Genomic DNA, 18,314 nt, shown 5'->3' with positions numbered 1-18,314 from the left:
CGCCAGGACTCATGGACACTTCCAGCATCAACGCCCAAAGCATCTTCGACGACAACGCCACCACGCTGAAGCTCAGCTGGCTGACGGGGCACGAAGGCTGGGAACGCGGCTTTTCGGCCGAGACGGTGGCAACGGCGACGGCCAGTGCGGACCTCGTCGGCCACCTGAACCTGATCCACCCGAACCGCATCCAGGTGCTCGGCGACGCCGAAATCCATTACTACCAGCGCCAGACCGACGAAGACCGCTCGCGCCATATGGCCGAGCTCATCGCGCTCGAGCCGCCGTTCCTCGTAGTCGCCGACGGCATGACCGCTCCGCCCGAGCTGGTGCTGCGCTGCACGCGCTCCTCCACGCCGCTGTTCACCACGCCCATGTCGGCGGCCACTGTGATCGACAGCCTGCGCCTCTACATGTCGCGCATTCTCGCGCCGCGCGCAACACTGCATGGCGTGTTCCTCGACATTCTCGGCATGGGCGTGCTGCTCACCGGCGACTCGGGCCTCGGCAAGAGCGAACTCGGCCTCGAACTGATCAGCCGCGGCCACGGCCTCGTGGCCGACGACGCCGTGGACTTCGTGCGCCTCGGCCCCGATTTCGTCGAAGGCCGCTGCCCGCCGCTCCTGCAGAATCTGCTCGAAGTACGCGGCCTCGGTCTGCTCGACATCAAGACGATCTTCGGCGAGACCGCGGTGCGCCGAAAGATGAAACTCAAGCTCATCGTGCAACTGGTGCGCCGGCCCGACGGCGAATTCCAGCGCCTGCCGCTCGAAAGCCAGACCGTGGACGTGCTCGGCCTGCCCATCAGCAAGGTCACGATCCAGGTGGCGGCTGGGCGCAACCTCGCGGTGCTCGTCGAGGCCGCCGTGCGCAACACCATCCTGCAATTGCGCGGCATCGACACCCTGCGCGACTTCATGGACCGCCAGCGTCTCGCCATGCAGGATCCGGACAGCCAGTTCCCCGGCAAGCTGATCTGACTCACCACGCGCGGCCATGACGCGCGATCTATGCGCCGTAGCGTCATCACCGGCGCATAGATCGAATGCTATGATGACCCAATCGGGTTCATCCTCTTTCTCATGCGTATCATCCTGATCACCGGCATTTCGGGCTCCGGCAAGTCAGTGGCGCTGAATGCGCTCGAAGACGTCGGCTATTTCTGCGTCGACAATCTGCCTCCGCGCTTTCTGCCGCAGCTTGCCCAATATCTCTCCGCAGACGGCTACGAGCGTCTCGCGGTTGCGATCGACGCGCGCTCGAGCTCCTCGTTCGACGACATGCCGCAAATGATCCGCGACCTCGCGCGCGAGCATGATTTGCGCGTGCTGTTCCTCAATGCGAGCACGCAATCGCTCATTCAGCGCTTTTCCGAGACGCGTCGCCGACATCCGCTTTCCGGGTCCGTCACGCATGACGCCAACGTCGGCATGCTCAAGTCGCTTGAAGAGGCCATCGAGCACGAGCGCGTACTGGTCGCAAATCTCGCCGAATTCGGCCATCAGGTCGACACGAGCAACCTGAGCGCCAATGCGCTGCGCCAGTGGGTCAAGGTGTTCGTCGAAGGCGGGCGCGGCTCGCTGATGCTCACCTTCGAATCGTTCGGCTTCAAGCGCGGCGTGCCACTCGACGCGGACCTCGTGTTCGACGTGCGCACGCTGCCGAACCCGCATTACGACGCCCTCCTGCGGCCGCTCACCGGGCTCGATGCGCCCGTGATCGAATTTCTGAACGCGCAGCCGGCCGTCCACGAAATGATCGACGATGTCTACGCGTTCGTCGCGAAATGGCTGCCGCATTTCCGCGACGACAACCGCAGCTATCTGACCGTCGGAATCGGCTGCACCGGCGGCCAGCATCGCTCGGTCTACATTGCCCAGACGCTCGCCACACGCTTCGCCGGCGAGTCGAACGTCATCGTGCGTCATCGCGACGCTCCACTCGACGTCGGAGAATCGTCCCGGCTGATCGCCTAACGCGGCCGCGTCGCGCGGCCCTTAACCGAAAGCGTTGCGCCATGTCCTCTTCTCCTGCCGTGCTCGCCGATTTGCCGCTCTTTCCGCTGCATACGGTGCTCTTCCCCGGCGGCCTGTTGCCGCTGAAGATCTTCGAAGCGCGTTATCTGGACATGGCGCGCGAATGTCTGCGCGAGAAAACGCCGTTCGGCGTATGCCTGCTCAAGAGCGGCGCCGAAGTCGCACAACCCGACGAAGCGACCGCGGTTCCCGAAAGCGTGGGCTGTCTCGCCGAAATCGAGCAGTGCGATGTCGAAACCTTCGGCATGCTGCACATTCGCGCGCACGGCACTCGGCGCTTCAGGCTGCTCTCGCATCGCGCGCAAGCCGACGGCTTGCTGGTGGGCATGGCCGAGCCGCTACCCGAGGACATTCCGCTCGAAGGCGCGCAGCATCTCGCGCGCTTCGGCGCGTGCGCGGAGGTGCTGGAGCGCATCATCGCAACGATCCGCGAGCGCGATGCGGCGAGTCTGCCGTTCGCGGAACCGTTCCGCTTCGACGACCCGTCGTGGGTCTCCAACCGCCTCGCGGAAGTCCTGCCGATTGCATTGCGCGCGCGCCAGAAGCTGATGGAACTCAACGACGCCGGTGCGCGCATCGACGTCGTGCATCACTACATGCAGCAGCATCAGTTGCTGTAGCGCCCACAGCCCGCATTTTTTCTCAGATCAGCGAACCGCGCAGGCCGTCTAACAGCTTGCGCACCGGCGCGGGCACGCCGTAAGCGTCGATCTCGCCAAGCGTGACCCACACCGTCTCTCCCTCGTTCGCCACGAGCGTGGCGCCATGGCGCTTGAGCTCGATCACACGCGGCTCGATGTCGAGCTTGAAGTGCGTGAACGTGTGCGTGAGCGGCATGAGCGCGGAACTTGACGCCGCGTGCTCCGGCTTCACGCCGAAGCCTCGTGCACGATCGGCCAGCGCCACTTCGCCAGCGGCTTCGGGCAGGCTCCACAAGCCGCCCCAAATGCCCGTGGGCGGGCGTTTCTCCAGCATCACCGCGTCGCCGTCGAGCAGCACGAGCATCCACGTGCGGCGCGTAGGCACGGCCTTCTTCGGACGCGCAGCGGGCAACTGGCGCTGACGGCCTGTCGTCTTCGCCACGCAATCGTTCGCAAAAGGGCAGCGCTCGCAATCGGGCTTGCCGCGCGTGCACAGCGTCGCGCCAAGATCCATCAGCCCTTGCGTGTAGGCGCTCACATCGGCGTCGCTGGCATCGGCGCCCGGCACCAGCGATTCGGCGAGCGTCCACATCGCGTTCTCTACGCGCTTCTCGCCCGGAAAGCCTTCCACGCCGAACACCCGCGCGAGCACACGCTTCACGTTGCCGTCGAGAATCGTTGCCCGCGCGCCGAACGCGAACGACGCAATCGCCGCTGCCGTCGAGCGACCGATGCCGGGCAAATCGGCGAGCCCTTCAACCGTTGATGGGAACTGACCGCCGTGCTCCTGCGCGACCACCTGCGCGCATCGATGCAGATTGCGCGCACGCGAGTAGTAGCCGAGCCCGGCCCACAGCGCCATCACGTCGTCGATGGGCGCGGCCGCGAGCGCCTCGACCGTGGGAAAGCGTTCGAGAAAGCGCGCGTAATACGGAATCACCGTGGAAACCTGCGTCTGCTGCAGCATGATTTCCGAGAGCCAGATGCGATAGGCGTCGCGCGTGTTCTGCCATGGCAGATCGTGGCGGCCGTGTTCGCGCTGCCAGGCAATCAGGCGCGGCGCGAAACTTGCGAGCAGATCGTCCGGATACGTGCCGGGAGCGGGCTTTTCGGTAGAAGCGGATGAAAGATACATGGAAGAGCTTGCCAATCAGCGCTGACAGCGCGGACAGAAATAGGTCGACCGCTGGCCCTGCACGATCTGTTTGATCGGCGTGCCGCACACGCGGCAGGGTTGGCCCGCGCGGTCATAAACGAAGTATTCGAGCTGAAAGTAGCCGCTTTCGCCGTTGCTGCCGACAAAATCGCGCAGCGTGCTGCCGCCCTTCTCGATTGCCGAGGCCAGCACGGCGCGCACGGCGTCGGCTAGCAGTTCGTAGCGCGCGAGCGAGACGCGGCCCGCTGCCGTGGTCGGCCGGATGCCCGCGCGAAACAGACTTTCCGATGCGTAGATATTGCCGACGCCCACCACGATGTCGCCGGCGAGCAGCGCCTGCTTCACGGAAACCTTGCGGCCGCGCGTCTCGCGAAACAGCAGCGCGCCCGAGAATGCAGGCGTAAACGGTTCGATGCCGAGATTCGCGAGGAGCGGATGGCCGAGCACGTCGCCCGCCTCGCGCGGATGCCAGAGCACCGCGCCGAAGCGGCGCGGGTCGCGAAAACGCAGCGTGAAGTCGTCGAAGAACCAGTCGACGTGATCGTGCTTCTCCGCGGCCGGCGGCTTTGGAAGATTACGTAACACGCGTAGCGTGCCGGTCATGCCAAGATGGACGATGAACCAGCCCTCGTCGACCTCGAACAGCAAGTACTTGCCACGCCGACCCACGGAACGAATCGTGCGCCCGCGCAGCGTGCGAGCGAGCGTGGCCGGCACAGGCCAGCGCAGGGCCGGATTGCGCACCTCGACGCGCTCGACGCGGCGGCCCGCTACCCACGGCTCGATGCCCCTGCGGGTGACTTCAACTTCTGGCAGTTCTGGCATGTCTAAAAGGGGTGAGAGGTTGTGCCGGAACAATCCGACGAGCGTAACCGTGCTGGTCTGCAACTTGCGTCGCTGTTGTGCGCGTATTGTATCCAGCGCGTTACAATCGACCGAAACATTCGACGGAATTCCATGGAACTGTCTTTCGTAAAGCTGTTTGCGAAGCGCTCGCTGCGGGGCTTCAAAGCGGGCTCCAGGGCGGCAGAGCCGCGTCTGCGCGAAGCGCTGCGTGCGCCGGGTCCCCGGCGCCTGATCGGCGCGGCGGTGCTCGCGGCGTGGGCGTTGACCACGTCGAGCGCGTACGCGCAGGATCAGCCCCCCACCTCGGACGACACTTCCGTCACCATGCCGGATGTGTTCGGGCCTGCTTCACCCGACGAAATGAAGGATCTGCCGGGCGTCGCGCTCTCAAGTCAGATCGTCTTCCAGGTGCTTGCCGCTGAGATCGCGCTGCAACGCAATCAGCCGGCGCCGGCCTATCAGACTTATTTAGCGCTCGCCCGCGACACGCACGACCCGCGCATGGCGCAGCGCGCGACGGAAATCGCGCTCGCGGCGCAAAGCCCCACCGACGCGCTCACCGCCGTGCAGCTCTGGCAACAGTACGCGCCAGATTCGGAACGTGCAGCGCAACTCGACGCCTCACTGCTCGTGCTGGCAGGCAAGCCCGCCGACGCCCAGCCGCTGCTCGCGCGCGAGCTGGCCCGCGTGCCGGCGGACAGCCGCGGCCAGGCGCTGCTCTCGCTGCAACTGCTGCTCTCTCGCGGTCCGAATCGCGCAGGCGGTCTCGACGTGCTCAAGACGCTGCTCAAGGACGACATGAATCGTCCCGAAGCGCAGCTTGCCCTCGGACGCCAGCAATTGCTCGTCGACGACGTTCCGGCCGCGCGCAAATCGTTCGAGCAGGCGCTCGCCATCAAGCCCGACTACCTGCCCGCCGCGCTGATGCTCGCGCAGATGGGCCCGGAAGAGCGCCAGGAAGGCATTGCGTCGATCGAGAAATATGTTCAGCAGAATCCGAAGTCGCGTGAAGGACGTCTTGCGCTCGCGCAAACCTACCTCGCCGCCGACCGCCTCGACGATGCGAAAAAGCAGTTCGAGTACTTGCACAAGGCCAATTCGACGGACCTGATGCCGCTGATGGCGCTCTCGCTCATCGACGTGCAGCAGAAGAAGTACGACGAGGCCAAGCAGTATCTGGTGCAGTACACGCAGGTGGCGGAAAAAACGCCAGGCGCGGATCCGGGCCAGGGCTACATTTATCTCGCGCAACTCGCCGCCGAGCAGAAGGACGACGCGGGCGCGCAGCAATGGCTCAACAAGATTCAGCCCAGCAGCCAGCAATACGTGCCCGCGCAGATTACGCGCGCGCAGATGCTCGACAAGCAGGGCAAGATCGACGACGCACGCCGCCAGCTCGCGAGCATCCAGTCCGACGACCCGCGCGACCAGGCGCTGATCGCACGCACGGACGCCGCTATCCTGTTCGACGCGAGACGCTACCCGGAAGCGGAATCGCGCCTCGCCAAGGCCACCGCGGACTTCCCGGACGACCCTGATCTCACCTACGACTACGCCATGGCGGCCGAAAAGACCGGTCACTACGAGGTCATGGAAGCGCAGCTGCGCAAGCTGATCAAGACGCAGCCCGACAACCCGCAGGCCTACAACGCGCTCGGTTACTCGCTCGCGGACCGCAACCAGCGCCTGCCGGAAGCGGACAAGCTGGTCGAAAAGGCTTCGTCGCTCGCCCCTGACGACGCGTTCATCATGGACAGCGTGGGCTGGGTGAAGTACCGCATGGGCGACAACGCCGACGCCATCAAGCTATTGCGCAGGGCCTACAGCCTGCAACCGAACGCCGAGATCGGCGCGCACCTCGGCGAGGTGCTGTGGAAGAACGGCGACCAGGACGGCGCGCGCCAGGCTTGGCGCGAAGCACGCAAGCTCGAACCCGACAACGACACACTCCTGAAAACGCTCAAGCGCTTCCAGGTCAACGATCTCTGATGGCTGAATTTCAACTGCATCTCCGCCCCACCGCCGCGGCCGCTGCGAGACGCTGCTCGCGTCTGATCCTGGGGCAGGCCATCCTGCGGCCGGCGCTGGGCGTGGCGGTGGCCGGACTGCTCACGCTCGCGGGCTGTGCGACGCAGGTGCCACACGAGCCGTCCACCGCTCGCGCCACGACATCGCTCACCACTCAAACGAGCCGCGCCTACCACGGCCGCTTCGCCGTTCAATACGACGACCAGAACGGCCAGCAGCGCAACGCCTACGGCAATTTCGACTGGCGCGAAGCCGATTCGACCGTGACGCTGCAACTGCTCAATCCGCTTGGGCAGACGCTAGCCCTCGTCACGTCGTCGCCGGCCCAGGCCACGCTCGAATTGCCGAACAAGCAGCCGCTCACCGCCGACAACGTCAGCACGCTGATGCAGCAGGCACTCGGCTTCGCGCTACCGGTGGAGGGCTTGCGCTACTGGCTGCAGCCGTCGGTTGCCCCCACGTCGCGCGCGCGCACCACGCCCGACGCGAAAGATCCGCAGCGCCTCGCGCAGATCCAGCAGGACGGCTGGACCATCGACTATCTCGCCTACGCAGACGCACCCGCCACCGGCGTAAAGCGCGTGAATCTCACGCGCGACGACCCGCCGCTTCAGATCAAGCTCGTGCTCGACCAGTAAAGGAATTGCGCCTTGCGGGCGGCAAGTGCGATGCGCTCGCCGCCCGCAAGGCGCTTACCCAGCATCATGACCGAAACCCAGGACTCGCTGCGCGACTGCCTCGCGCCCGCGAAACTTAATCTCTTCCTGCACATCACGGGTCGCCGGCCCAACGGCTATCACGACCTGCAAACCGTCTTCCAGTTGCTCGACTGGGGTGACACGCTGCATTTCACGCGCCGCCACGACGGCCGCATCACGCGCACCACGGAAGTCGACGGCGTGCCCGCCGAGCACGACCTCACCGTGCGCGCCGCGGCGTTGCTCAAGCAACATACCGGCACGAACGAAGGCGTCGAAATCGACATCGAAAAGCGTCTGCCGATGGGCGCGGGGCTTGGCGGCGGCAGCTCGGATGCGGCCACCACGCTGCTCGCGCTCAATCGCCTGTGGAAACTCAACCTGCCACGCGAGGAATTGCAAACGCTCGCGCTCAAACTCGGCGCCGACGTACCCTTCTTCGTATTCGGGAAAAATGCGTTCGCCGAGGGTGTTGGAGAGGCACTGGAGGCTGTACAATTGCCCCCGCGCCACTTTTTGGTGGTGACGCCGCGAGTTCACGTTCCTACCGCTGAAATTTTTTCAGAAAAGTCGTTGACAAGGGACACAAGAGCTTGCACAATAGCAGTCTTTCTTGCACAGCAAGCGGCGCAGAACGGATGGCCAGACAGCTTCGGCCAAAACGACATGCAAGCGGTTGTCGCAGGAAAATACGCGGAAGTAGCGCGGGTGCTCAGATGGTTTGAGAATGTCTCAAGCAGCATCGCACCGGCGCGGATGACCGGGTCAGGCGCAAGTGTTTTTGCAGCGTTTGCCAGTCGGGCTGAAGCAGAAGTTGTGCAAACACAACTTCCGGCAGACTGGAGAAGCGCAGTGACATCGAGCCTGGACACACATCCACTCTTCGCTTTCGCGGCATAGTTTTGCGTGACTGATCGCTTTGCCGGTCAGTCAGGCTCGAAGTTGAGTGTAGGGGAGTCGCCAAGTTGGTTAAGGCACCGGATTTTGATTCCGGCATGCGAGGGTTCGAGTCCTTCCTCCCCTGCCAAAAATTCTAAAGCAGTTCGCCCAAGTAGTTCCTCTCGCCCCCCCAAAGTCCGCAGCAGGTGCATGATGAGCAGCCATGACGGCCTGATGGTTTTTACTGGCAACGCGAATCCCGCGCTTGCACAGGAAGTCGTCAAGATCCTCGGTATTCCCCTCGGTAAGGCTATGGTTAGCCGCTTCTCCGACGGTGAGATCCAGGTCGAAATCCAGGAAAACGTGCGAGGCAAGGACGTCTTCGTCCTTCAGTCGACCAGCGCGCCGACCAACGACAATCTGATGGAACTGATGATCATGGTCGATGCGCTCAAACGCGCATCCGCGGGCCGGATCACCGCAGCCATCCCCTATTTCGGCTATGCCCGTCAAGACCGCCGCCCCCGTTCGGCGCGCGTCGCCATCTCGGCGAAGGTCGTGGCGAACATGCTGGAAATCGCGGGCGTCGAGCGGATCATCACGATGGATCTGCACGCTGACCAGATTCAGGGTTTTTTCGATATTCCCGTCGACAACATCTACGCAACGCCCGTGCTGCTCGGCGATCTGCGCAAGCAGAACTACGAGAACCTGCTGGTCGTTTCGCCGGACGTCGGCGGCGTGGTGCGCGCCCGTGCGCTCGCCAAGCAACTCGGCTGCGATCTCGCGATCATCGACAAGCGTCGCCCGAAGGCGAACGTCGCCGAAGTGATGAACATCATCGGTGAAGTCGAAGGCCGCACCTGCGTCATCATGGACGACATGGTCGACACCGCAGGCACGCTCTGCAAGGCAGCGCAAGTGCTCAAGGAACGCGGCGCGAAGAAGGTGTTCGCGTACGCCACGCACCCGGTGCTCTCGGGTGGCGCGGGCGAGCGCATCGCCGCTTCGGCGCTCGACGAGCTGGTCGTGACCGACACCATCGCGCTGGGCGACGAAGCCCGCTCCTGCGCGAAGATCCGTTCGCTCACGAGCGCGGGTCTGCTGGCGGAAACGTTCTCGCGTATCCGTCGTGGCGACTCGGTGATGTCGCTGTTCGCGGAAAGCTAAAGAGATTCGCGCTGAAGCGCGGCATTCGCAAGGATGCCGCGCTTCGGTGTAATCGGCGCAAGCGAACGAAGGTTTGCGCCGCATAGTAGGGGGCCTTCTGGCGGACATCCTGCCGAAAGGACCCCGTTTTATTTACTGCCTGGTCGCGGGCAGTGCATTAACTGAGAACATCATGAAAGTCATCGCTTTCGAACGCAATCTGCAAGGTACGGGTGCGAGCCGCCGCCTGCGCAATGCTGGCAAGACCCCTGGCATCGTGTACGGTGTCGGTTCGGAGCCGCAACTGGTCGAACTCGACCACAATGCGCTGTGGCACGCCCTGAAGAAGGAAGCCTTCCACTCGTCGATTCTCGACCTCGAAGTGGCCGGCAAGTCGCAGCAAGTCCTGCTGCGCGACGTGCAATACCATCCGTTCCGTCAGCTCGTGCTGCACGTGGACTTCCAACGTGTCGATCCGAACAAGAAGATCCACACGAAGGTGCCCCTGCACTTCCTGAACCAGGAAACCAACCCGGCCGTGAAGACGGGCGGCGCGATCATCTCGCACGTTCTGGCTGAAGTCGAAGTCCAGTGCCTGCCGAGCCAACTGCCGGAATTCCTCGAAGTCGACCTCGCGAAGATCGAAGCTGGCCAATCGCTGCACGCCAAGGACATCACGCTGCCCGCAGGCGTCACGCTGGTCCCGCACGTCGAAGCCGAAAACCCGGTGGTCGCGTCGGCACCCGTGCCGGCTGGCGCCCAGGCTGCTGCTGAAGGCGAAGCTGCTGCTGAGTAAGCACCCAGCACGAAGTAAGCTGATCCTCTCGATCCGTTTCAACGAAACGGACGACGTGACCCGCCGCGGTTCGCCCCGGCGGGTTTTTTTTCGCTGTTTTTTCGTACACTTGGCGGTTGTTTCAACGAATTCCGCAGGCGGAACACCACAATGATCAGGTTGATCGTCGGGCTCGGCAATCCGGGCGCCGAATACACAGCAACACGCCACAACGCGGGCTTCTGGCTCGTAGACCAGCTCGCGCGCGAAGCTGGCACCACGCTGCGCGACGAGCGGCGCTTCCATGGCCATTATGCGAAGGTGCGCCTCTACGGCGAGGAAGTACATTTGCTCAAGCCGCAGACCTATATGAACCGTTCGGGCCAGTCGGTCGTCGCGCTCGCGAATTTCTTCAAGATCCTGCCTGATGAGATCCTCGTCGCGCACGACGAACTCGACCTGCCGCCTGGCACCGTCAAGCTCAAGCTCGGCGGCGGCAGCGGCGGTCACAACGGCTTGAAGGACATTTCCGCGCATCTGTCGACGCAACAATACTGGCGCCTGCGCATTGGCATCGGCCATCCGCGCGACCTGATTCCCGAAGGCGCGCGCGCGGGCGCCAAGCCCGACGTCGCGAACTTCGTGCTCAAGCCGCCGCGCCGCGAAGAGCAGGACGTGATCGACGCGTCGATCGAGCGTGCGCTCGCCGTCATGCCCACTTTCGTGAAGGGCGAGGCCGAGCGCGCGGTCATGCAGTTGCATCGCAACGGCTGATTTTCGCGCCCGTTGCGTTCATCGCGTCCATCCTCTGCAAGCCACCTCGAAGTATCGAAGGAGAGCAACTTGAGTCGTTACTGGAGTGACATCGTCCACCGCCTCGTGCCCTACGTGCCGGGCGAACAGCCCGCGCTCGCGAAGCCGGTGAAGCTCAATACCAACGAGAACCCGTACCCGCCCTCGCCGCGCGTGCTCGAAGCCATTCGCGCCGAACTCGGCGAAACGGCCGAGTCGCTGCGCCGCTATCCGGACCCGGTCGCCAAGCGCCTGCGCGCCGCCGTGGCCAAGCATCACGGCATTCGCGCGGATCAGGTGTTCGTCGGCAACGGCTCCGACGAGGTGCTCGCCCATGCGTTCCAGGCGCTGCTCAAGCACGACAAGCCGATTCTCTTTCCCGACATCACGTACAGCTTCTACCCGACCTATGCGCGCCTTTACGGGGTCGAGTACCGCACGGTGCCGCTTGACGAGCAGTTCGCGATTCGCGTCGACGACTATCTGCCGGCGAATGGCGCAACGAATGGCGGCGTGATCTTTCCGAATCCGAACGCACCCACTGGCCACGCGCTGCCGCTCGCGGAAGTCGAGCGTCTCGTGGCGGGCAACGCCGATTCCGTCGTGGTGCTGGACGAGGCCTATGTCGATTTCGGCACGCAATCGGCCATCGCGCTGATCGACCGCTATCCGAACCTGCTGGTCGTGCACACGACCTCGAAGTCGCGCTCGCTCGCGGGCATGCGCGTGGGTTTCGCGTTCGGTCACGCCGATCTGATCGACGCGCTCAATCGCGTGAAGGACAGCTTCAATTCGTATCCGCTCGACCGCCTCGCACAAGCCGCGGCAACCGCTGCCTACGAAGACGCAGCGTGGCTGGCAACCACCAGCAAGCGTGTCATGGAAAGCCGCGAGCGCCTAAGCGCCGCGCTCGCGTCGCTGGGCTTCGAGGTTGTGCCCTCTGCGGCCAATTTCGTGTTCGCAAGGCATCCTGCACACGACGCGGCGCAAATTTCCGCGAAGCTGCGCGAAAAGGAGATCTTCGTGCGCCACTTCAACGCGCCGCGCGTGAACCAGCACCTGCGCATCTCGATCGGAACCGACGACGAATGCAATGCGCTGATCGACGCCCTGAAAACGATCGTCGGCTAAAAAATCCGCATGAAATAAAAAACGCGCCTCGATTGAGGCGCGTTTTTTATTTCTGCGCGGCTTTTATTCCAGAGCCACCAGCGTTTCAAGCATTCTTCGCCGCGATAAGCGCACGGTACTTCTCCATCAATTGCTCGTGCGACTCCACATGCTCCGGACTTTTCGGAATGCACTCGACGGGACAGACCTGGATGCACTGCGGCTCATCGAAATGGCCAACACATTCGGTGCACTTGTTCGGATCAATCACGTAGATTTCCGGGCCCATCGAAATTGCATCGTTCGGGCACTCGGGCTCGCAGACGTCGCAATTGATGCACTCGTCGGTAATCATCAGGGCCATACTACTCTCGCGTTTCCCTTCAAAAACAATTAATTATAGCGCTGCGCCCCGAGTCATGCCGGGCCTTCGATGCACGCGGCCGCAAGCCTGCGGCCGCTGGAGGAAGGCAAAAAAGCGGCGCCACACGACACGGCGCGCACCACTCGAACTCAGGCGTTGGTCACGCCGGGCCGCCGAGCTCGGCAACCTTGTCCTGCAATCGCTTTTCCACCGAGGGAAACACGAACTTGCTGACATCGCCACCTAATTGGGCGATTTCGCGCACGATCGTGCCCGAAATGAACTGATATTGATCCGATGGCGTCATGAACATCGTTTCAACATCGGGCAGCAGGTAGCGGTTCATGCCGGCCATCTGGAACTCGTATTCGAAGTCCGACACGGCGCGCAGGCCACGCACGATCACGCGTGCGTTGTTGTTGCGCACGAAGTCCTTGAGCAGGCCCTTGAAGCTCATCACCTGGACGTTCGGATAGTGGCCGAGCACCTCATGCGCAATGTCGAGCCGCTCTTCGAGCGAGAAGAACGGCTTCTTGGCGCGGCTGTCGGCAACACCGACCACCAGCGTGTCGAAAATGCTCGACGCGCGCCGCACGAGATCTTCGTGACCACGCGTCAGCGGATCGAACGTACCGGGGTACACGGCGACTACCATGAGGCTTCTCCTCTCAACTGAAATGGGGCGCAATGTGCGATTGATACGCAGCATGCGCAAGTGCCTGCGTGGCGCCAGAACCCGCCCGCCCGCTTCCTTATCGAACGCGCATTATTCCTCATTTTCGCGCTGCAGCAAATGATAGCGAACCGCCCCCGCCTTGCCCTCGCGCACCACGCTCCAGCCCGCCAGCGCGGGCTGCGTGGCGGGATCCACGGGCTCGCCCGACTCCACGTAGAGCCAGCCATTGGGTGCTACGAGCGGCGCGGCCAGTTCGAGCGAGCGCACGAGCAGCGCGGCGTCGCCAAATGGCGGGTCGAGGAACACGACATCGAACGAGCCCGGCGGGAGATTGGCGGCAAGCCGCAGCGCGTCGGCTTCGGCCACTTCGATCATACGGGCGGCAAGGTGCGCCTGGTTCGCGCGCAATTGTGCGGCAGCGCGCGCATTGCGCTCGACCATCACCACGCGTTCCGCGCCGCGCGACGCCGCTTCGAAGCCGAGCGCGCCGCTGCCCGCGAACAGGTCAAGGCAGCGCTGGCCGTCCAGGCGTTGGCCGAGCCAGTTGAAGAGCGTTTCACGCACGCGGTCGGGCGTGGGCCGCAGGCCCTCGAGATCGAGCACCGGCAGCGGCGTGCGTTTCCAGTCGCCGCCGATGATGCGGATCGTGTGCGTGCCGCCTGCACGGCCGGCTTGCGCACCGGGTTTTGCACCGCGAGCGGCACGGGCGCCCTGCGGGCGCGGGGAAGATGAACGAGGCATGCGTTTTTTGCTAAGTGATTCGGTGCCGATCTGCGCCGCCAGGCAAGCGCCGCGCCGGCCAATGCGCGAACGTTACCACAGGGCCGCTCGTGCGCTGGATATCTGCCGCACGCCTGCCGCAACGACGCGCCCGGAAGCGCCTGATAAAATGACATGTTTTCCACGCGTTGCCCGCTTGAATCACGTCAACGAGCCACGTCGACAAGCGACGTCGATGACCGTCCCTCGGTCAGACCCGCAGCGCGTTTTCCTCACATCAGACCATGTTCAGTTTCTTCAAACGACTCCGGGGCTCTAAGGGCGCCGGAAACGAGGCGGCCGAAACCGACGCGGCGCCCGAAGCGCTAGCCACGCCCGACGCACCGGCGCCTGACCTGCCCGACCTGCCCGACCTGCCCGACGAGCATTCTCCCGCTGCGCCGGTCTCCATCGCGTCACAAGCCGAAGCCGGCGAACCCCAGGACGCCTACGAAGACGAAGCCGTCGAAATCGTTCCGCCGCCCGCGCCCGACGCCAACGCGAAGAAGTCGTGGCTCTCGCGCCTGAAGTCGGGGCTTTCGAAGACCGGCTCGAACATTCAAAGCATCTTCGTCAACGCGAAGATCGACGACGACCTTTACGAAGAGCTCGAGACCGCGCTGCTGATGTCCGACGCGGGCGTCGACGCAACCGAGTACCTGCTGGAAACGCTGCGCCAGAAGGTGCGCGCCGAGCGCCTGACCGACGCCCAGCAAGTGAAGAACGCGCTGCGCCAGTTGCTCGTCGACCTGCTCAAGCCGCTCGAAAGATCGCTGATGCTGGGCCGCGCGCAGCCGCTCGTGATGATGATCGCGGGCGTGAATGGCGCGGGCAAGACCACGAGCATCGGCAAGCTCGCGAAGCACATGCAGAGCTTCAACCAGAGCGTGCTGCTGGCCGCGGGCGACACGTTCCGCGCCGCCGCGCGCGAACAGCTCGCGATTTGGGGCGAGCGCAACAACGTGACGGTCGTGCAGCAGGAAAGCGGCGACCCGGCCGCCGTGATCTTCGACGCGGTGAGCGCGGCGCGCGCGCGCGGCATCAACGTGGTGATGGCCGATACGGCAGGCCGCCTGCCCACGCAGCTGCACCTCATGGACGAGCTCAAGAAGGTCAAGCGTGTGATCGGCAAAGCGCTCGACGGCGCGCCGCACGAAGTGCTGCTCGTGATCGACGCGAACACGGGCCAGAACGCACTCACGCAGGTGAAGGTGTTCGACGACGCGCTCGGCCTGACCGGCCTCGTCGTCACGAAGCTCGACGGCACCGCGAAGGGCGGCATTCTCGCCGCGATCGCGCGTCAGCGTCCGATCCCGGTGTACTTCATCGGCGTAGGCGAGAAGGTCGAGGACCTGCAGCCGTTCGTGGCCGAAGAATTCGCGGACGCGCTGCTCGGGGACTGATCCCGCTATCAGGCGCGTGCCGGAACACAAAAGGCGTCGTTCTCACGAACAACGCCTTTTTTCATGCACGAATGCACAGACGGCGCAAGCGCGCCCGCGTCACTCCGCGTCCGGCTGCACGCCCGGCGCGGCCCGCACGAACGCATCGAGCTGCACCGCGTGATCGTGAATGCGCTGGATGGTCGGATAGCGCGTCGTATCGATCTTGAAGCGGTGCGCGTTGTAGATCTGCGGCACGAGGCACAGGTCGGCGAGGGTCGGCGTGTCGCCGTAACAGAGCTTGCCCGTACGCGGATCGTTCGCCAGGCGCTCCTCGAGCGTCGCGAACCCGGCTTCGATCCAGTGCCGGTACCAGGCATCCTTTGCCGCGTCATCCACGCCCAGCGTGCGCTTCAGGTATCTCAGCACGCGCAGGTTGTCGACAGGATGAATCTCGCACGCGATCTGCAGCGCAATCGAGCGCACGTGTGCGCGGTCGGCGGGCGACTTCGGCAACAGCGGCGGCTCGGGATGCGTTTCCTCGAGATACTCGATGATCGCGAGCGATTGCTGGATCGTGTGATTCTCGTCGTCGACGAGCGTCGGCACGATCGCATCGGGATTGATCTTGCGGTACGCGGGCTTCAATTGCTCGCCGCCCTCGCGCACCAGATGCACCGGCACGTACTCGTACGGCAGGTTCTTCAGGTTCAGCGCGATGCGCACGCGATACGACGCCGAACTGCGGAAATAGCTGTAAAGCTTCATGCTCTCCTCATGCTCCTCTGTCGACCCGGTCACGCTTCACACCACGCGCACTGAGAACTCACCGATGCCGTCAACGCCGCCCTTCATCAGGTCGCCCGGCTTCACCGCGCCGACGCCCTCCGGCGTGCCCGTATAGATCAGGTCGCCCGCCTTCAGCTCGAAAAGCGTGGAGAGAAACGCGATGGTGTCGGCAACCGGCCAGATCATCTGCGAAATGTCGGAGCGCTGCTTCTCCTCGCCGTTCACCGAAAGCCAGATCGCGCCGCTTGCCATCTGGCCGACTTGCGCAACACGATGAATCGGGCCGATAGGCGCCGAATGGTCGAAGCCCTTCGCGATGTCCCACGGACGGCCGAGCTTCTTCGCTTCGGCCTGCAAGTCCCGGCGCGTCATGTCGAGACCGAGCGCATAGCCAAACACGTGATCGAGCGCTTGCTCGACGGGGATGTTCTTGCCGCCCTTGCCGAGCGCGGCGACCAACTCCATCTCGAAGTGGACGTTCTGCGACTGCGAGGGGTACGGGAATTCAGCGGTCGCGCCCGGCGCGACGTAGAGCAGCGCATCGGCGGGCTTGGCAAAAAAGAACGGCGGCTCGCGGCTCGGGTCGTGGCCCATCTCACGAGCATGCGCCTCGTAATTGCGACCGACGCAGTAGATACGGCGCACCGGAAAGTGCGCATCGCTGCCGGCCACGGGCACGGCGGCTTGCGGCACCGGGTCAAATACGTATGTCATCGGGATCTCCGTCTTCGTGATGGGCCGCGCGCCGCTCAAGGCGCACGGCAAGCGAGCGAGGCGCGCAGGCGCAGCGGCAAGGCCCACGCAACGTAGAACGCGAGTGTAACGCGCTGCGGTGGCGGTGCGCCGCAGCGCTCGTGCGATACTTCCAGCATCTTCCCGTTTCCTGGACTGCCACAAGCCGATTCAGCCCAACGTGCAGACGAAAGCAGCCCAAATCCGCCCCAGCCGCCCCACCCACGCTCCACCCACCACGCCGCCATGAACGCCCCCGACTCCACCGACACCTTCTCCTGCGCCCGCTTTATCAAGGAAATCGGTCGCGGGCCGCACGGTGCGCGTTCGCTGTCAGCGGAAGACACGCAGGCACTCTACGCGGCGATGCTCGACGGCCGCGTGCCCGAACTCGAACTGGGTGCGGTGCTGCTCGCGTACCGGCTCAAGGGCGAAACTGCCGACGAACTCTCCGCGATGCTCGTAGCCGCACACGCGTCGTTCACGCCTATCGCCGTGGCTGAGGGCGGGTATCGCCCGGTGTCGATCCCGAGCTACAACGGCGCGCGCAAGCAGCCGAACCTCGTGCCGCTGCTCGCGCTTCTGCTCGCACGCGAAGGCGTGCCGACGCTCGTGCACGGCGTCGCCGAAGATCCGGGCCGCGTGACGAGCGCGGAAATCTTCGCAGCGCTGAACCTGCCCGCCGCGCACGATCACGCCGAAATCGAAGCCCAGCTTGGCGAGCGCCGCGTAGCGTTCGCGTCGATCGAAACACTCGCGCCGAAGCTCGCGCGTCTGCTATCGCTGCGCCGGCGCATGGGCGTGCGCAACTCCACGCATACGCTTGTCAAGCTATTGCAGCCGTTCGCGCAACCCGGCCTGCGGCTCGTGAACTACACGCATCCCGCCTATCGCGAAAGCCTGAGCGCCCTCTTCGCGGCGCACCCCGATGCAGCCCTGGGCGGCGCGCTCCTGGCGCGCGGCACCGAAGGCGAAGCCGTCGCCGACACGCGCCGCCAGGTGCAGGTCGACTGGCTGCACGACGGTGTCTGCGAGACGCTGATCGAGCCGGTGCGCTCGTCGCCGGACACACCCGAGGTCGACTTGCCCGAAGGCCGCGACGCTCCCACGACGGCAGCCTGGATCGACGCGGTGCTGGGCGGCCATGCGCCGGTGCCCGAGGCCATCGCCCGCCAGGTCGAAACGATCAAGCGCATTGCGAAGCGCGCTTAGGTCAACGGCTCAGGTCAACGGCCTGGGTCAACCCAGGCAGCGAATTCGCTGTTGACACATTCGCCAGTCCTGCCTTACATTGGATGAATGCGTTCCTTTCCGAACACCCTCCGCATTGTCTTCGGCCTACTATCGGCCCTATCGCTACGCCTAGCCTAAAGCTGGTGTAGCGCCGCAACGACCCTCTCCCTGGTCACCGCGGTCCTCCCAAGCAGTTCTCGCAGTACCCCAAACCGCAGTTTCTCTACAACCTAGTCGTCTGCATTCGTCCGTTTACCGTTCGGGCGAGT

General features: G+C 64.3%; 20 protein-coding genes and 1 tRNA gene. 13 read left to right on the top strand and 8 right to left on the bottom strand.

What is annotated here, in order from left to right:
* The first annotated feature begins 11 nt into the window (after positions 1–11).
* The 3 genes from hprK to HV773_RS09445 all read left to right on the top strand — a co-directional run bounded on the left by hprK (position 12) and on the right by HV773_RS09445 (position 2,656).
* Positions 12–980 (top strand): HPr(Ser) kinase/phosphatase, encoded by a 969-nt coding sequence (gene hprK / locus HV773_RS09455; protein WP_027795920.1) that lies wholly within the window; start codon positions 12–14, stop codon positions 978–980.
* 102 nt (positions 981–1,082) lie between these two features.
* Entirely contained in the window at positions 1,083–1,976 is an 894-nt protein-coding gene (rapZ, locus tag HV773_RS09450) for an RNase adapter RapZ (RefSeq protein WP_129561103.1), read from the top strand.
* A 41-nt stretch (positions 1,977–2,017) separates the two neighbouring features.
* The gene (locus HV773_RS09445; protein WP_129561102.1) at positions 2,018–2,656 is read left to right on the top strand and encodes an LON peptidase substrate-binding domain-containing protein; all 639 of its coding nucleotides are present in this window, start codon (positions 2,018–2,020) and stop codon (positions 2,654–2,656) included.
* A 22-nt stretch (positions 2,657–2,678) separates the two neighbouring features.
* Here HV773_RS09445 and mutY read toward each other — a convergent pair whose 3' ends face one another.
* Together mutY and mutM are read right to left on the bottom strand one after the other, a co-directional pair.
* Entirely contained in the window at positions 2,679–3,812 is a 1,134-nt protein-coding gene (gene mutY, locus HV773_RS09440; protein WP_129561101.1) for an A/G-specific adenine glycosylase, read from the bottom strand.
* Between the two features lie 15 nt (positions 3,813–3,827).
* A complete protein-coding gene (gene mutM / locus HV773_RS09435) occupies positions 3,828–4,658 on the bottom strand; it encodes a bifunctional DNA-formamidopyrimidine glycosylase/DNA-(apurinic or apyrimidinic site) lyase (RefSeq protein ID WP_129561100.1) in 831 nt (276 codons plus the stop codon).
* Positions 4,659–4,790: 132 nt separating this feature from the next.
* Here mutM and HV773_RS09430 point away from each other — a divergent pair, with 132 nt between their 5' ends.
* The 8 genes from HV773_RS09430 to hisC all read left to right on the top strand — a co-directional run bounded on the left by HV773_RS09430 (position 4,791) and on the right by hisC (position 12,131).
* Positions 4,791–6,668 carry a tetratricopeptide repeat protein gene (locus tag HV773_RS09430; protein WP_129561099.1) on the top strand — a complete coding sequence of 626 codons (1,878 nt, stop codon included), beginning with the start codon at positions 4,791–4,793 and terminating at the stop codon, positions 6,666–6,668.
* Positions 6,668–7,345: a lipoprotein insertase outer membrane protein LolB gene (gene lolB / locus HV773_RS09425; RefSeq protein ID WP_129561098.1), complete on the top strand. Its 678-nt coding sequence runs from the start codon at positions 6,668–6,670 to the stop codon at positions 7,343–7,345. The genes HV773_RS09430 and lolB overlap by 1 nt, the downstream gene beginning before the upstream one ends.
* Before the next feature lie 66 nt (positions 7,346–7,411).
* On the top strand, positions 7,412–8,305 hold the full coding sequence (gene ispE / locus HV773_RS09420; RefSeq protein ID WP_129561097.1) for a 4-(cytidine 5'-diphospho)-2-C-methyl-D-erythritol kinase: 894 nt from the start codon (positions 7,412–7,414) through the stop codon (positions 8,303–8,305).
* Positions 8,306–8,355: 50 nt separating this feature from the next.
* Positions 8,356–8,432: transfer RNA gene (locus HV773_RS09415), tRNA-Gln, on the top strand.
* A 65-nt stretch (positions 8,433–8,497) separates the two neighbouring features.
* Entirely contained in the window at positions 8,498–9,454 is a 957-nt protein-coding gene (locus tag HV773_RS09410; protein WP_129563262.1) for a ribose-phosphate pyrophosphokinase, read from the top strand.
* Between the two features lie 172 nt (positions 9,455–9,626).
* Positions 9,627–10,229, top strand: coding sequence for a 50S ribosomal protein L25/general stress protein Ctc (locus tag HV773_RS09405; RefSeq protein ID WP_129561096.1), 603 nt, complete (start codon positions 9,627–9,629; stop codon positions 10,227–10,229).
* Between the two features lie 150 nt (positions 10,230–10,379).
* Positions 10,380–10,982, top strand: a complete 603-nt coding sequence (gene pth, locus HV773_RS09400) for an aminoacyl-tRNA hydrolase (RefSeq protein ID WP_129561095.1) — start codon at positions 10,380–10,382, stop codon at positions 10,980–10,982.
* Positions 10,983–11,051: 69 nt separating this feature from the next.
* Positions 11,052–12,131, top strand: coding sequence for a histidinol-phosphate transaminase (gene hisC, locus HV773_RS09395; RefSeq protein WP_129561094.1), 1,080 nt, complete (start codon positions 11,052–11,054; stop codon positions 12,129–12,131).
* Positions 12,132–12,216: 85 nt separating this feature from the next.
* Here the strand turns inward: hisC and HV773_RS09390 are convergent, their stop codons facing one another.
* From HV773_RS09390 to rsmD, 3 genes are all read right to left on the bottom strand, one after another.
* Complete coding sequence (locus HV773_RS09390; RefSeq protein ID WP_129561093.1) at positions 12,217–12,474, bottom strand: YfhL family 4Fe-4S dicluster ferredoxin; 258 nt, start codon at positions 12,472–12,474, stop codon at positions 12,217–12,219.
* 160 nt (positions 12,475–12,634) lie between these two features.
* On the bottom strand, positions 12,635–13,129 hold the full coding sequence (gene coaD, locus HV773_RS09385) for a pantetheine-phosphate adenylyltransferase (RefSeq protein WP_129561092.1): 495 nt from the start codon (positions 13,127–13,129) through the stop codon (positions 12,635–12,637).
* 111 nt (positions 13,130–13,240) lie between these two features.
* A complete protein-coding gene (gene rsmD / locus HV773_RS09380) occupies positions 13,241–13,891 on the bottom strand; it encodes a 16S rRNA (guanine(966)-N(2))-methyltransferase RsmD (protein WP_129561091.1) in 651 nt (216 codons plus the stop codon).
* Positions 13,892–14,154: 263 nt separating this feature from the next.
* Here rsmD and ftsY point away from each other — a divergent pair, with 263 nt between their 5' ends.
* A complete protein-coding gene (gene ftsY / locus HV773_RS09375) occupies positions 14,155–15,312 on the top strand; it encodes a signal recognition particle-docking protein FtsY (protein ID WP_129561090.1) in 1,158 nt (385 codons plus the stop codon).
* Between the two features lie 99 nt (positions 15,313–15,411).
* Here the strand turns inward: ftsY and maiA are convergent, their stop codons facing one another.
* Genes maiA through HV773_RS37245 form a run of 3 tightly spaced genes read right to left on the bottom strand, consistent with a single transcriptional unit; the run spans position 15,412 to position 16,952 of the window.
* A complete protein-coding gene (maiA, locus tag HV773_RS09370) occupies positions 15,412–16,059 on the bottom strand; it encodes a maleylacetoacetate isomerase (RefSeq protein ID WP_129561089.1) in 648 nt (215 codons plus the stop codon).
* A gap of 36 nt (positions 16,060–16,095) precedes the next feature.
* The gene (locus tag HV773_RS09365; RefSeq protein ID WP_129561088.1) at positions 16,096–16,794 is read right to left on the bottom strand and encodes a fumarylacetoacetate hydrolase family protein; all 699 of its coding nucleotides are present in this window, start codon (positions 16,792–16,794) and stop codon (positions 16,096–16,098) included.
* A 35-nt stretch (positions 16,795–16,829) separates the two neighbouring features.
* On the bottom strand, positions 16,830–16,952 hold the full coding sequence (locus tag HV773_RS37245; RefSeq protein WP_257791182.1) for a hypothetical protein: 123 nt from the start codon (positions 16,950–16,952) through the stop codon (positions 16,830–16,832).
* A gap of 106 nt (positions 16,953–17,058) precedes the next feature.
* On the opposite strand from HV773_RS37245, the gene ybiB reads away from it, so the two are divergent.
* Positions 17,059–18,024, top strand: a complete 966-nt coding sequence (gene ybiB, locus HV773_RS09360) for a DNA-binding protein YbiB (RefSeq protein ID WP_129561087.1) — start codon at positions 17,059–17,061, stop codon at positions 18,022–18,024.
* The last annotated feature ends 290 nt before the right edge of the window (positions 18,025–18,314 follow it).

The sequence above is a fragment of the Paraburkholderia caffeinitolerans genome, assembly GCF_902859945.1.
Taxonomy (GTDB): Bacteria; Pseudomonadota; Gammaproteobacteria; order Burkholderiales; family Burkholderiaceae; genus Paraburkholderia; species Paraburkholderia caffeinitolerans.
The sequence above is the reverse complement of the archived record's forward strand: the minus strand, read 5'-3'. Positions and strand labels throughout refer to the sequence as shown.